Below are 12,347 nucleotides of genomic sequence, written 5' to 3'. Positions count from 1 at the left end.
CTGACGCAACAACTGAGTAATAGCCACTCGTCGCCCAACCGGGGTGGCCTCTGGTTCGTCCAAGATACTGGGGACACCATCGAGGGGATCCTGTCGTGGCCAGCTGGGAGCGAGTGTTGACGGATCTCGTCAACACCAGGGGTGTGGCGTTGAAGCGCTACGCCTACCTGCTGTGCGGTGACGAGAGCGATGCCGAAGACCTGGTGCAGGACGCGTTGGTGCGGGCGTTCACCTTTCGACGCCGCGACGAGATTGAGAACCCCGAGCAGTACGTTCGCAGGACCGTGCTTAATCTCTACCTCGACCGGGTCCGGCGGCGCGGCGTGTGGCGGCGGGTGATGCCGCTCGCGGTCGCGCCGGACTGGGTCGACGACGACTCGGGTGCCGTCGACGCCCGTTACGACCTTCGGACGGCTCTGCTGGCGCTCGCCCCCCAACAACGAGCCTGCGTCGTCCTCTACTACCACGTTGATCTACCGATTCCGGAGATCGCCGCACAACTCGGCTGCGCGGTCGGCACGGTGAAACGCCACCTGCATGACGGTCGACGCCGTCTGGCCCGGCTGCTGCACGATGACATCAGGGAGGACGACCGTGCCGTCCGATGATCGTCTCTTGCGGGAGCGTCTGGAGACCCTGGCGGACCGGGCCGGGCCGCCGTCGTTCGCCAGCGACCAGGTGCTCGCACGGGTGCGGCGACGGCGCGGTCTACTGGCGGTGGGCACCGGTGCCGCCTCGATCATGGCGGTCTCGCTGGTGACGGCCGCTGTCGCCGGGATCGTCGGCGGTGGGGGTCCGACCACCGGCACCGGCGCCACGCCGGGGCCGTCGCTTCCGACCGGGCCCACCGCCAGCACCGAAGAGCCTGGGGTGTACGTCTGCGGCGATCGTTACGACCACCCCGGGCCATCTTCGGGTGGCATCCTTTCGGCGGAGCTGACCTCAGTCGCCAAGGTGAACGAGGATTCTGGTCCGGCAATCACTGTGACGTTCGCCGCGACGCGTGCGGTCCATGTGGCCTCCAGCCCGCCGTCGTACTTCCAGGTGCTCTATCTGAAGGATGACGTCATCGTCGGCGGAGGGCCGATGGTCAACAAGCCAGGCGACACCAAGGCTCAGGCGGTCGACGCGATCCGGGATGGGTTCGATCTCGCTCCGGGCAAACCCCACACCCAGGAAGTCGGGCCGCGAGAGATGTTGTGCCCGTCTTCGACCTGGCCCGATATCTGGACCGCGCCCGATCGCTACCAGGTCGCGTTGGTGCTCGGCCCGATCGAGGACCACGGGGAGGAGGTCGCTCTCGGGGTTCCGCTTCCGCCCGCAGCCGCCTCGCTGGTGGTGAGAGCGACACTGACGGGCTGAAACGACGCTCGCCCCCCGCGCAGCCGCGACCAGAGGACCACGCGGGGAGAGCGTCGCCGTCGAGTCAGGGCGCCAGCGACATTCCGATCGATCCGGTCGGCCTCGATCGTCGGGTCGGTCTTCCGCACGGCGGCAAGGAAGCGCCTCGCCACGCCGAGAGCCGTCGCTTTCGGGGCATCCGAGCCCTCCTCGTATCGAGTTGAGAAGCCCAGAGCCTATTGATCCACGATGGATCTCGATGTCCCAGTCCGGCGGAGCCGTACTAACCACGAACTGCACGAATTCATGCGAGCACCACCTGCCAAGGATGGATCCGCCTCGTCGTAGCCCGTGCGCGTCCTGCGGTACTGACGCAACCCCTCGCAGGTCGATTCGTTGGTGCGACGAGAGGCGGACTGAGGAGGACGATGACGGCGGGGCCTGGTGGCAAGCTGCTGCGCCCGCCGACGAGTTCGGGCCGCGCCACGTTCCTGGAGTTGTTCTTCGACCTGGCCTTCGTGGTAGCCCTCACCCAGGTCTCGCAACGGTTCAGCGGTGGGCCGCTGGCGGATCGCCGGGACGCATCTTGCCGACCGCTATCAGCAGATGATTCTCATCGCCCTCGGTGAGTCGATCCTGGTCATCGGCATGGTCTTCGGCGGCGAGGACTACGCCGCCGAGCGGGCAGCGGCCTTCGCCGTCGCGTTCGCCACCAGCGCGCTGCTCTGGCGAATCTACTTCCACCATGCCGGTCTACTGCTGACCGAGGCGTTGAGTCGCGCGGGTATGCGCGGCCGGCTGGGCGGGGCTTCGGAACGGACCCATCTGCTGATCGTTCTCAGCGTGCTCGTCACCGCGGTCGGCTACGAGCTGGTGATCGACCATCCGTACGGGTCGCCGCGGCCAAGTTGGCTGCTGTTCGTGGTGGGTGGTCCGGTGCTCTTCCTCCTCGCCCGAATGCGGTTGGAGTACGAGATCTTCGGGCCGGGCCTCACGAGCCCTGGTGATCGGCCTGGGGGCTCTGCTGCTGCTCACGCCGGCGCTGCTCCGCTGGACGTCGATGGTCGCGCTGACCCGTGGTAGCCGGTGTGTTGGCCCTGGTCGCGTTCCTCGACGTGCGAAGCCGGAGACGTCCGGTGGAGGTTCCCGCCTCGCCGGTCGGGCGGGAGCCGTCCGACGGGCGCGACTCCGAGGCGTGACCGGGTGGGCTACCGGTCGGATTCGGCCGACTGGCGCTCGGTGTTGATCCGGAGGAGCCCTTCGACTCCGCGAAGGAAGGTCTCGGACACCAGGGCGGGGTTGAACAGGCATCCGGCGGCCATGGCACCGTCGCGGAGCATGACGAAGTGACGCGCGGCGGGATCGGCCGTCTCCTCGTGGACCTGCGCCATCAGCATGGTGAGCGTGTCCAGGAACCACTGCCGGTGGGCGATGATCTCCTGGTGCACGGGATGGCTGACGTCGGGATACTCCGCCGCGGCGTTCAGGAAGGCGCATCCGCGGAACGTGGGTGACTGGACGTTCTGGGCGATGGCGCCGGCGATGCCGAGGAGTGAGTCGACCGGCGCGGGGTTGGCGGCGATGGCCGCGTCGACCAGTCCACGCTCCAGGTCGTGGACTTCCCGCAGGTAGGCCAGGATGAGGTCGTCCTTGCTGGGGAAGTGCCGGTAGAACGTGGCCCGGGTCACCTGTGCCTCGGCGATGATCCGGTCGACGCCCACGGAGTGGATCCCCTCGGTGTAGAAGAGCCTGGTCGCCGTGTTGAGGAGCCGGAGTCGCGCGGCAGAGGGCCGGGTGTCGGGTTCGGTGCGCGCCATACCCACCATTGTAGCGGATAGAACGTTCAGTCTTGAGGGCACGCGATAATGTGGGCATAATTGTGGAGACAGAACGATTGGTCTTGCTGGTTCGGACGGTGTGAGTCCCGCCGAACGGGACAGGACGTCCGATATCTCCGAGCCTCGCCTGAAAGGCGCCGGCGGCGGAGACTGGCTCTACGCCGCCGGTGACGTGCCTGGCTGCCGGTCGACGACACGTTGCGTGTCGGGCGGCGACGGCTGACGAGCGTGCGGTGCCGCAGGTGGTCTTCACCGACCCGGAGATCGCGTCGGTGGGCCTGACCGCGGCTGCGGCCGAGGCAGCTGGGCTGCGGATCCGGGTCGTGGACTACGACCTCGGGGCCGTCGCCGGAGCTTCCCTGCACGCCGATGGCTACCGGGGACACGCCCGCATGGTCGTCGACGAGGACCGAAAGGTGATCGTCAGCTTCGCTCTCGCAGGCCCGGACGTCGCGGAACTCATCCACGCCGCGACCATCGCCATCGTCGGCGAGGTCCCGCTGGACCGGCTGTGGCACGCGGTTCCGGCCTACCCGACCGTCAGTGAGGTGTGGCTGCGGCTGCGGCTGCTGGAGACGTACGGCCGCTGACCGTGGAAATCCGAGCGCTCGCCGCCTCCGAACTATCCATCGCGGCGTACCACCTGGTCCTTCCGAAGCGTGACCATGGCAACGGTGCGACCATCGGCGTCAGCGAACTCGATTTCGTACGCAGTCGGGGGGCCGTCGAAGATGTGAACGACGGTTCCCACTGCTCCGGACGCCAGTTGTTCCCCCGGAATGGCCTCTCGGAGTGCAACGACGTCGTACAGCTCCAACATGTCATCCTTCCTTGGGCGGCGGGAACGAGATGGTCACCATGCGAGGCGCAGTTGCCCCGTTCTCCAGTATCCAGGCTGTCCGGACGATGACCGTGCCGTCGGGCCCGGTCAGGGGGAGGTCCACGGACCATCGCTGGCCAAACTCGTCTGCCTTGCCCAGCAAAGGCTGGCCAGTGACTACGCCTTCGCGGATCTGCTGCATGATCACCTCGGCATCGCTCGGGTCGAGGCCAGTGGCGGAGTTGATGACGCGAAACTTGTTCTTGCCGACCGGGTGGTCCGGGTTCATGGCGTACGCGGTGATCTTCCGTGAGTCGATCTCGGCCTGAGTGAAATCCGGTCGGCTCGGATCACCCGGAGCTCTTGTCGGCCCGGGGTCGTCGAGCCTCTGCGGGCCCGGAGACTGTCTCTGCAGCCGTCCCAGTGCCTGCTTGAGCTTCTCGATGAGGTCACCGAGTCGGCGGATTTCCGGAACCAGTCGGCGCAGGCTGTTCAGCAGCGCACGCAGCAGGCGCGCGATCCGCGCTCCCCAGGACGCCACGAGCGTCGTGACCTGTTCCAGGACCAGCGGGGCGGCCAGTCCGCCGGTGGCGACGAGTTCGCCCGCGTACACGACGAGGCGGGAGACGCAGGTCGCAATGGCGTCGCGGACCAGGAGCCGGACGGCGGCGACCAGGCCGGCGGCGCCTTCGGTGATCGCGGCCATGGTGTCGGCGCCCTGGGCGAGGCCGGTGATGGCCTGCTGCTGTTCTGTGGCCCAGGTCCGGTAGGCGGGCCCGGCGCTGCCACCCCAGGCTGCGACGTCCGCGCAGACGGCGCGGGCCAGCTCGGCGGCGTCGGCGCGGAGCGATCCGGCGACGTTGCGCCAGGTCTGAGCGTGTGCGGTGATCTGCGCCGGGTCGCCGGCGAGCCAGTCGAGGGCTTCGCTGAGCGGTTTGACGTGTTCGATGAGCCAGGCGATCCCGTACTGGAGCAGCGCGCCGACCGGGTCGGAGACGAAGGCTAGGGCGTCCAGTCCGGCGCTCACCACACCGAGGCTGCCGTCGATCCAACTGCCGTTGCGTACGCCCTGCGCGATGAGTTCGATGTCCTCGCAGATCCAGATGCCCGCCCAGGCGCTGGGCGGGGTGTCCGCCGCGGCGGCGACGAGCGGGTTCGCGGTCACCGGCGCTGGCGCACCTCGTCGAGCCGCTTCTCGGCGTGGGCATCGGAGACCCGGTAGTGGTCCGCGCTGGTCCGCAGCCTTACGGCGGTGTCCCGCACCGAAGCGGCGGCGGCGCCGATGGCATCGACCAGGGTCCGTTGCAGGCCGTCGAGCAGTGTCGGCATCATCGCGCAGAGCTGACCGTAGGCGTCGGCGCCCAGTCGGATGTGCTGGCCGGCCTGCTGGGCGGTGTCGAGGTTGCCCGCGAAGCGGTCGAGGCGTGCGCCGTGTGCGGTCAGGTCGTCCGGGTCGACCTGGATGACGTCACCGACCGGCATCGCTCGGCCCCTGGTTACCGGTCAGCCGGCTGCGGTACGAGTCGATGATGGCCTGGGCGCTCGCGCCGCCGCCGAGCGACTCCAGAGTCGCCGCTCTGAGCTGCCCGAACAGGTCGGTGCGCGCGGATCTGGTGGTTTCCAGGATCTGCTGGGCAGTGTGCGCCGCGGACTGATGCCGGACGCGCTCGTCGAGCCGCAGGTCGACCAGCAAGCCGGCGGAGTCGACGGTGACGTCGACAGTCCGGTCGGTGTTGCGGGCGGTGCCGGTCAGATCCTGGATCCGTGCCGACAGGGTCTTCGCCCGTTTCGCCCGGTCGGCGAGCGATGACTCCCACTCGTCGAGCCGGCGTCCTGCCGCGTCGAGCGCAGCGTCGTCCGCCCACATGTCGACCCTCCCCAGGGGACCGCCGCCGGCCACCACCGGCGAGGTCATCGGTACGCTACCAACCGGTGGCGCTGAGTGCATGCCCGTCCATCCGTCCGTATCATTTCGGGATGGTGCTGAACCCGGAGGTGCGGTTCAGTCGGCGGGCGGTGCTTCTGACCGCCGCGGGGCTGCTCGCTGGTTGCTCGCGGCAGTCCGAGGTGGGCGAGGTCCACCTGCGACTGGCGACCGGGCCGGCGGGAGCGGTCTACCGGCGCATCGGTGGCGCGCTGGCCGACCACATCTCCGAGCAGGTGCCGGGTGCGACGGTGACCACCGTGCCGAGCGGGGCGTCCACCGACAACATCCGGATGCTGCGGGCCGGCGAGGTGCACCTCGGGCTGACCAGTCTGGATGCGTTGATCCGGGCCGACGGCAGCGCGCCCCGGGGGCTGTCGGCGATCTGCCGGCTCTACGACAGTCACCTGCATCTCGTGGTGCTGGCAGGTTCGGTGATCGACGAGTTCCGGGATCTCGAGGGCAAGCGCCTGTCCCTCGGTGCACACGACTCGGGCACGGAGTTCACCTCGCTGCGGGTTCTGCAACTCGGCACGGTGAACGTCGACCGCAGGCATCTCAGCCAGGCCGAATCGGCGGCGGCGCTGCGCGACGGCATGATCGATGCGATGTTCTCCCTGACCGGTGTCCCGACACCCGCCATCACCGAGTTGGCGCAACGGCACCCCATCCGACTGATCCCGTTGGACGCGCAGGCGGGCGGGCTCTTCACGGCGTACCCGGGTCCGTACGCCCCGGCGATGATCCACGCGACTGCCTACGCCGGCGTCCCGGCCATTCGCACGGTCGCCGTACCGAACGTGCTGCTCGCGCGCGACGACCTGCCCGACGAACTGGTCTACGCCATCACCGACACGGTCTTCACGCACACCGGTGCGATCACCTCCGCCGGCCGCGACGACGCCGAAACCCTTCCCGAGGCGTGGCAGATCAACGTGCGTACCGGGATATCGACGGCGTCGGTTCCGCTGCACCCGGGCGCGGCGGCCTGGTTCCGCGACCGGAAGCGGTGACCGGGCCAGCGACCGGATCGTCAGATCGGCACCGACGCTTCAGCGTCGGACGGCGACATCACCTGCCGTACGACCGGCAACACCACCACCGCGGCGAGGCCGTGCCCGGACCCGTCCGGGCGTGGCAGGCCGTCCTCCAGGCGCAGCTCGCCCCCGGCCGCCCCGATCAGGTCGGCGCAGATCGCCAGCCCCAGGCCGGTACCGGACACGTTCTGGTGCCGTGGCGACCGCCAGAACCGTCGTAGCGCCTGGGCCCGCTCGGACACGTCGATGCCCTGGCCGTCGTCGCGAACGGCGACCGCGACCACGGCTCCGTCGCGGTCCTCGACGCCCGCACCACCGGGGACAACCTGTGCGGACACCTCCACGACCTGTGCGTCGGACAGCCGCAGCGCGTTGCTGATCAGCTCGTCCAGGATGCTGCCCAGGCCGCCGGGCGGCTCCAGCAACCGCAACCCCGGCGCTACGTCGACCGTCAGTGTCTGCCCGGCCGTGGCCGTCAGTGCCCGCCACCGGTCGACCCGGGTCGCCAGAACCTCGTCGAGTTCCACCGGCGATGCGGTCCGCATCTTCTCCATTCGCGCGCTGGCCTGCAACGAGTTCAGCATCCGCTGCATCGCCTTCAGCTCGTCGACGGCGACGTCGTACACCTGCTGGCCGTCGCCCTCCGGTCGCAGGTGTGGCGCGAGGCTCTCCACCGCGAGCCGGAGGCTGGTCAACGGGTTGCGTAACTGGTGTGACGCGTCGGACACGAACGCCCGCTGTCGCTGCGCGGCGTTCTCGACGGCGTCCATCATGGTGTTGAACGACTGCGCGAGCCGCCGCAGTTCGATCGGGCCGGCCTCGGCGTCGGCGCGGATCGTGAGGTCGCCCTCGGAGATCCGCGAGGTCGCCGCGTCCAGTTTCCGCACCGGCCGGAGCACCCACGCCGACACCGGCCAGGCGACGGCCGCCAGCGCGATCAACGGCAGGAGCCCGAGCCCGGCCAGCCGGACCCAGCGTACGAGGATGAGTTCACGCGTCCTGGACAGGTCGGAGATCGTCACGACGGCGCCGACGACCTCGCTGTCCCGGCCCACCGGCTCCGCCACGACGAGGGCGGAGTCGGCCCAGGGAGCCCATTCCCAGGACGGCTCGGACCGGGCGCCGGCCAGTGCCGCGGTCACGATCCGGGGCAACGCCGGCTCGGCGCGCGCCGCCTCCGCGTACGCGTCGGCCGGCCCGAGGAGCACCGTGCCCGACGTGTCGATCAGCGCGACCGGGATGTCGTAGAGATCGTGGTACCGCGTCAGCTCCTGCTGCAACGCCTCGGTCCGCCCGCTGGACAGCGCGGTCTCGGCCAGCGAGGCGAACCGGCCGACGTCGTTGAGCCGGTTGACGTACGTCTCCTGCATCTCCCGTTCGGCCACGGTGACGCTGAGCGGCACCCCGAGGGCCGCGACGAGAAGCACCGCGAGGGGGACCAGGACGACGAGCAGGCGGCGGTGCACGGCGCGTCAGCCGATCAGCTCCGGCTGGTCGGCCAGCAGCCGATAGCCGACGCCGTGGACGGTGCGGATGACCACTCCCGGCCCGAGCTTGTGCCGCAGCGCCGCGATGTGGGTGTCCAGGGTGCGGCTCGACGACTCCCAGGTCGCACCCCAGATCTGGTCGAGGATGACGTCGCGACTGACCACGTTGGGCGCACGCCGCGCCAGGAGTAGCAGCAACTCGAACTCCTTGCGGGTCAGCGGCACGAGCGTGCCGTCGACGGTGACCTCGCGGGTGCCGGCGCAGATCCGCACCGGGCCGAGGACGAGCGGCGCGTCCGCCTGACCGATGGCGCGCGCGGCCCGGGTGCGCCGCAGGACGGCATCGATCCGGGCGAGCAGTTCGGGTACGCCGAACGGTTTGACGATGTAGTCGTCGGCGCCGGCGCGCAGGCCACGGACCCGCTCGTGTTCCTCGGATCGTGCGGTCACCGCGATGACGGCGGTCTGCGGGTGGTCACGCAGGCTGCGAATGACGTCGAGCCCGTCGCCGTCGGGCAGGCCCAGGTCGACGAGGACCACGTCGGACGGCGCGGCGCGCACCGCCTCCGCAGCGGTGGCGACCCGGTGGACCTCGAAGCCCGCCTGGGTCAGGACGGTCACCAGACCCCGCGCCACGCGGTCGTCATCCTCGATGACGGTTATCCGCATACCAGCGGATTGTACGGCCCGGACCGGTGCTCGCGCCGGTCCGCGAGTTCTTGGGATTTCTCTGACACCATCCGCGCCCCGACCAGCCGAGACTGGGGGCCACGCATCCACCGACGAATGTCCATGCGCTGATGGGGAGGGCCGCCGTATGCGAACGACCAGCAGGTACCGCGCCACCGGACGGATGATCGCCGCGATCGGCGCCGTCTCGCTCGTCGCGGCCTGTTCCGGTAACGGGGGCGCCACCGGCGGGGGCGACGCCGCCGGTTACCCGGACCAGAACATCACCATCGTCGTGCCGTTCAGCGCCGGCGGACCGACGGACACGGTCACCCGCATGATCGCCGAGCCGATGGCCGCCAAGCTCGGCGGCAAGATCGTCGTCCAGAATGTCGAGGGTGCCGGCGGCACGGTCGGCGCCGGCGACGTCGCGCGGGCCAGGCCGGACGGCTACACCGTGCTCATGCACCACATCGGCATGTCGACGGCGCCCGCCCTGTACAAGAGCCTGGGCTACAAGCCGCTCGACGACTTCGAGACGGTCGGGCTCGTCACCGAGGTGCCGATGACGATCGTCGCCCGCAAGGACTTCGCGCCCGCGACGCTTCCGGACCTCGTCGCCCACGTGAAGGCGAACGCCAGCAAGGTCACGCTGGCCAACGCGGGCATCGGCGCCGCCTCGCACCTGTGCGGCCTGCTGTTCCAGACCACCACCGGTGTGAAGCTCCAGGAGGTCCCGTACCAGGGCACCGGCCCCGCGTTGACCGACCTCGTCGGCGGCCAGGTCGACTTCATGTGCGACCAGACGACCAACACCAGCGGCCAGATCGCCGCGGGAAAGGTGAAGGCGTACGCGGTCACCACGCCCGAGCGGGTGAAGAGCCTTCCCGACCTGCCCACCACCACCGAGGCGGGGTTGCCGCAGCTGAAGGTCAGCGTGTGGCACGGGCTCTACGTCCCGGCCGACACGCCGCCGGAGATCGTCCAGAAGCTCTCCGAGGCGTTGAAGGTGGCGCTGGCCGACCAGGGGGTCATCGACCAGATGGCCAAGCTGGGCACCGCGCCGGTCCCGGCCCAGGACGCGACCCCGGAGGCGCACCGGGCGAAGCTCGACGAGCAGCTCGGCACCTGGGCGAAGATCATCGCCGACTCCGGGGTCAAGGTCTCCTGAGGTGGAGCGCCATCGGTCGTTCCCCGACGTCCTCGCCGGGGGCGTATTCGTCCTGATCGGTGGCGCGTTCGTGGTGGGGGCGCTCGGCTACGAGCTGGGCACCCCGACGCGGATGGGCCCGGGTGCCTTCCCGCTGCTGGTGGGCGCGGCCGTGGTCGCCCTGGGCCTGGCGATCGTCGGCAAGGGCCTCGTCGCCGGTGAGGTGATCTCGTTTGGACCGATCCCGTGGCGGGCGGTCGCCGTCATCGTGCTCGCGGTCCTGTTCTTCGGATTCACCGTCCGCCGCCTCGGATTCGTCCCGACGACAGCGGTGACCGCCCTGCTCACCACGCTGGCCAGCACCCGCGTGCGGCTGCTCACGGCCGTGGCTGTGGCCGCCGGGTTGACCGTGGCCAGCACGCTCATCTTCGTCGTCGGACTTCAGCTGCGGATCCCGCTGTGGGGCCCGTGGTTGGGGTTCTGACGGGGCATCTGGATTGAGGCATGGAACTTCTCGACAATCTCGCGCTGGGCTTCTCGACAGCCCTCCTGGTCCAGAACGTCCTCTACTGCTTCGTGGGAGTGCTGCTCGGAACCGCGGTGGGCGTACTGCCCGGCATCGGGCCGACGGCGACCGTGGCGATGCTGCTGCCGATCACGTTCAGCTTCGAGCCGGTGACGGCGCTGATCATGCTGGCCGGTATCTACTACGGCGCGCAGTACGGCGGTTCGACGACCGCCATCCTGATCAACCTGCCCGGTGAGTCGTCCGCGGCGGTCACCGCGCTGGACGGGCACGAGATGGCCCGCCAGGGCCGGGCCGGGCCGGCCCTCGCGGCGGCGGCGATCGGGTCCTTCGTCGCGGGTACGGTCGCCACCGTGGCGCTCGCCGCCGCCGCCCCGCCACTGGCCAGCGTCGCGCTGAAGTTCGGCCCGGCCGACTACTTCTCGCTCGTGCTGTTCGGCCTGATCGTGTCGATCGCACTGGCCCGAGGCACGGCTCTCAAGGCCCTGGCGATGATCGCGCTCGGCGTGCTGCTCGGCACGGTCGGCCAGGACATCTACACCGGGACGCCCCGATTCGTGTTCGAGCAGCGGGAGCTGTACGGGGGCATCGACTTCGTGTCGGTCGCCGTGGGCCTGTTCGGGGTGGCCGAGATCCTGCGCAACCTGGAGAACGAGCAGACCCGTACGGCCATCGTCAACAGGGTGACCAACCTCTGGCCGACCCGCGAGGACCGGCGTCGGATCGTCGCCCCGATCCTGCGGGGCACCGGTCTCGGCGCCGCGCTCGGCGTCCTACCCGGCGGCGGGCACGTGCTCGCCTCGTTCACCTCGTACGCCGTCGAGAAGCGGATCTCGACGCGGCCGCAGGAGTTCGGGCGCGGCGCGATCGAGGGTGTCGCCGGCCCCGAGTCGGCCAACAACGCCGCCGCGCAGACGTCGTTCATCCCACTGCTCACCCTGGGGCTGCCCGCCCACCCGGTCATGGCACTGATGATCGGCGCGTTCATCGTCCACGGCATCACCCCCGGCCCGAACGTCATCAACGACGAACCGGCGCTGTTCTGGGGCCTGATCGCGTCGATGTGGATCGGCAACGTGATCCTGCTGCTGCTGAACCTGCCGCTGATCGGCCTCTGGGTGCGCATGCTGCGCATCCCGTACCAGGTGCTGTTCCCGATGATCATCCTGTTCGCCGCGATCGGCACGTACTCGCTGAACTTCAACGCGTACGACGTCTACGCGATCGCGTTCTTCGGAATCCTGGGCTACCTGCTGATCAAGTGCGGTTGCGAGCCGGCGCCGCTGCTGCTCGGCTTCGTCCTCGGTCCGCTGTTGGAGGAGAACCTGCGCCGCGCGCTCATCATCTCCCGCGGCGACCCGTCGGTCTTCGTGACCCGACCGATCTCCGCGGTGCTCCTGGCCCTGGCCGTTGCCGCGCTGGTGGTCGCCGTCCTGCCGGCGATTCGTCAGCGTCGCGCGGTCGTGTTCGCCGACGAGGAGTAGGGGACTCCCGCCCCGCGCCGCCAGGCCGGTCATGTGCCTCAATCGGTACCACGTGTCGGTCAGGTCAACGA

Annotated in this window: 14 protein-coding genes; 8 read left to right on the top strand and 6 right to left on the bottom strand. The window is 69.7% G+C overall.

What is annotated here, in order from left to right; all coding sequences use genetic code 11:
• Positions 1–95: 95 nt before the first annotated feature.
• The 3 genes from ABGB10_RS01220 (at position 96) to ABGB10_RS01210 (ending at position 2,424) form a co-directional block, all read left to right on the top strand.
• Positions 96–608, top strand: coding sequence for a sigma-70 family RNA polymerase sigma factor (locus tag ABGB10_RS01220; RefSeq protein WP_347658934.1), 513 nt, complete (start codon positions 96–98; stop codon positions 606–608).
• Entirely contained in the window at positions 538–1,362 is an 825-nt protein-coding gene (locus ABGB10_RS01215) for a hypothetical protein (RefSeq protein WP_347658933.1), read from the top strand. The genes ABGB10_RS01220 and ABGB10_RS01215 overlap by 71 nt, the downstream gene beginning before the upstream one ends.
• A gap of 534 nt (positions 1,363–1,896) precedes the next feature.
• Positions 1,897–2,424 (top strand): low temperature requirement protein A, encoded by a 528-nt coding sequence (locus ABGB10_RS01210; protein ID WP_347658932.1) that lies wholly within the window; start codon positions 1,897–1,899, stop codon positions 2,422–2,424.
• A 125-nt stretch (positions 2,425–2,549) separates the two neighbouring features.
• Here the strand turns inward: ABGB10_RS01210 and ABGB10_RS01205 are convergent, their stop codons facing one another.
• Positions 2,550–3,158, bottom strand: a complete 609-nt coding sequence (locus ABGB10_RS01205; RefSeq protein WP_347658931.1) for a helix-turn-helix domain-containing protein — start codon at positions 3,156–3,158, stop codon at positions 2,550–2,552.
• Between the two features lie 254 nt (positions 3,159–3,412).
• Here ABGB10_RS01205 and ABGB10_RS01200 point away from each other — a divergent pair, with 254 nt between their 5' ends.
• The gene (locus ABGB10_RS01200; protein ID WP_347658930.1) at positions 3,413–3,769 is read left to right on the top strand and encodes a hypothetical protein; all 357 of its coding nucleotides are present in this window, start codon (positions 3,413–3,415) and stop codon (positions 3,767–3,769) included.
• A gap of 231 nt (positions 3,770–4,000) precedes the next feature.
• Here ABGB10_RS01200 and ABGB10_RS01195 read toward each other — a convergent pair whose 3' ends face one another.
• From ABGB10_RS01195 to ABGB10_RS01185, 3 genes are read right to left on the bottom strand one after another with little or no spacing between them, the layout of a single operon-like run.
• Entirely contained in the window at positions 4,001–5,164 is a 1,164-nt protein-coding gene (locus ABGB10_RS01195; protein WP_347658929.1) for a WXG100 family type VII secretion target, read from the bottom strand.
• Positions 5,161–5,481 (bottom strand): type VII secretion target, encoded by a 321-nt coding sequence (locus tag ABGB10_RS01190; protein ID WP_347658928.1) that lies wholly within the window; start codon positions 5,479–5,481, stop codon positions 5,161–5,163. Before ABGB10_RS01190 ends, ABGB10_RS01195 begins: the two co-directional genes overlap by 4 nt.
• Positions 5,468–5,866, bottom strand: a complete 399-nt coding sequence (locus ABGB10_RS01185; RefSeq protein ID WP_347658927.1) for a YbaB/EbfC family DNA-binding protein — start codon at positions 5,864–5,866, stop codon at positions 5,468–5,470. The genes ABGB10_RS01190 and ABGB10_RS01185 overlap by 14 nt, the downstream gene beginning before the upstream one ends.
• A gap of 110 nt (positions 5,867–5,976) precedes the next feature.
• Between ABGB10_RS01185 and ABGB10_RS01180 the strand changes: the two genes are divergently transcribed.
• Complete coding sequence (locus ABGB10_RS01180) at positions 5,977–6,936, top strand: TAXI family TRAP transporter solute-binding subunit (protein ID WP_347658926.1); 960 nt, start codon at positions 5,977–5,979, stop codon at positions 6,934–6,936.
• A gap of 20 nt (positions 6,937–6,956) precedes the next feature.
• On the opposite strand, the gene ABGB10_RS01175 is transcribed toward ABGB10_RS01180, so the two are convergent.
• Complete coding sequence (locus tag ABGB10_RS01175; RefSeq protein WP_347658925.1) at positions 6,957–8,426, bottom strand: HAMP domain-containing sensor histidine kinase; 1,470 nt, start codon at positions 8,424–8,426, stop codon at positions 6,957–6,959.
• A 6-nt stretch (positions 8,427–8,432) separates the two neighbouring features.
• The gene (locus tag ABGB10_RS01170; RefSeq protein ID WP_347658924.1) at positions 8,433–9,116 is read right to left on the bottom strand and encodes a response regulator transcription factor; all 684 of its coding nucleotides are present in this window, start codon (positions 9,114–9,116) and stop codon (positions 8,433–8,435) included.
• A 148-nt stretch (positions 9,117–9,264) separates the two neighbouring features.
• On the opposite strand from ABGB10_RS01170, the gene ABGB10_RS01165 reads away from it, so the two are divergent.
• The 3 genes from ABGB10_RS01165 to ABGB10_RS01155 are packed head-to-tail and all read left to right on the top strand — an operon-like array spanning position 9,265 to position 12,276.
• The gene (locus ABGB10_RS01165) at positions 9,265–10,287 is read left to right on the top strand and encodes a tripartite tricarboxylate transporter substrate-binding protein (protein ID WP_347658923.1); all 1,023 of its coding nucleotides are present in this window, start codon (positions 9,265–9,267) and stop codon (positions 10,285–10,287) included.
• 1 nt (position 10,288) lies between these two features.
• Positions 10,289–10,750: a tripartite tricarboxylate transporter TctB family protein gene (locus tag ABGB10_RS01160; RefSeq protein ID WP_347658922.1), complete on the top strand. Its 462-nt coding sequence runs from the start codon at positions 10,289–10,291 to the stop codon at positions 10,748–10,750.
• A gap of 20 nt (positions 10,751–10,770) precedes the next feature.
• On the top strand, positions 10,771–12,276 hold the full coding sequence (locus ABGB10_RS01155) for a tripartite tricarboxylate transporter permease (protein ID WP_347658921.1): 1,506 nt from the start codon (positions 10,771–10,773) through the stop codon (positions 12,274–12,276).
• Positions 12,277–12,347: the final 71 nt, after the last annotated feature.

Source organism: Micromonospora sp. B9E7 (assembly GCF_039871815.1).
In the GTDB taxonomy this organism is placed as follows: domain Bacteria; phylum Actinomycetota; class Actinomycetes; order Mycobacteriales; family Micromonosporaceae; genus Micromonospora.
This window is presented reverse-complemented; position numbering and strand designations above follow the sequence as displayed.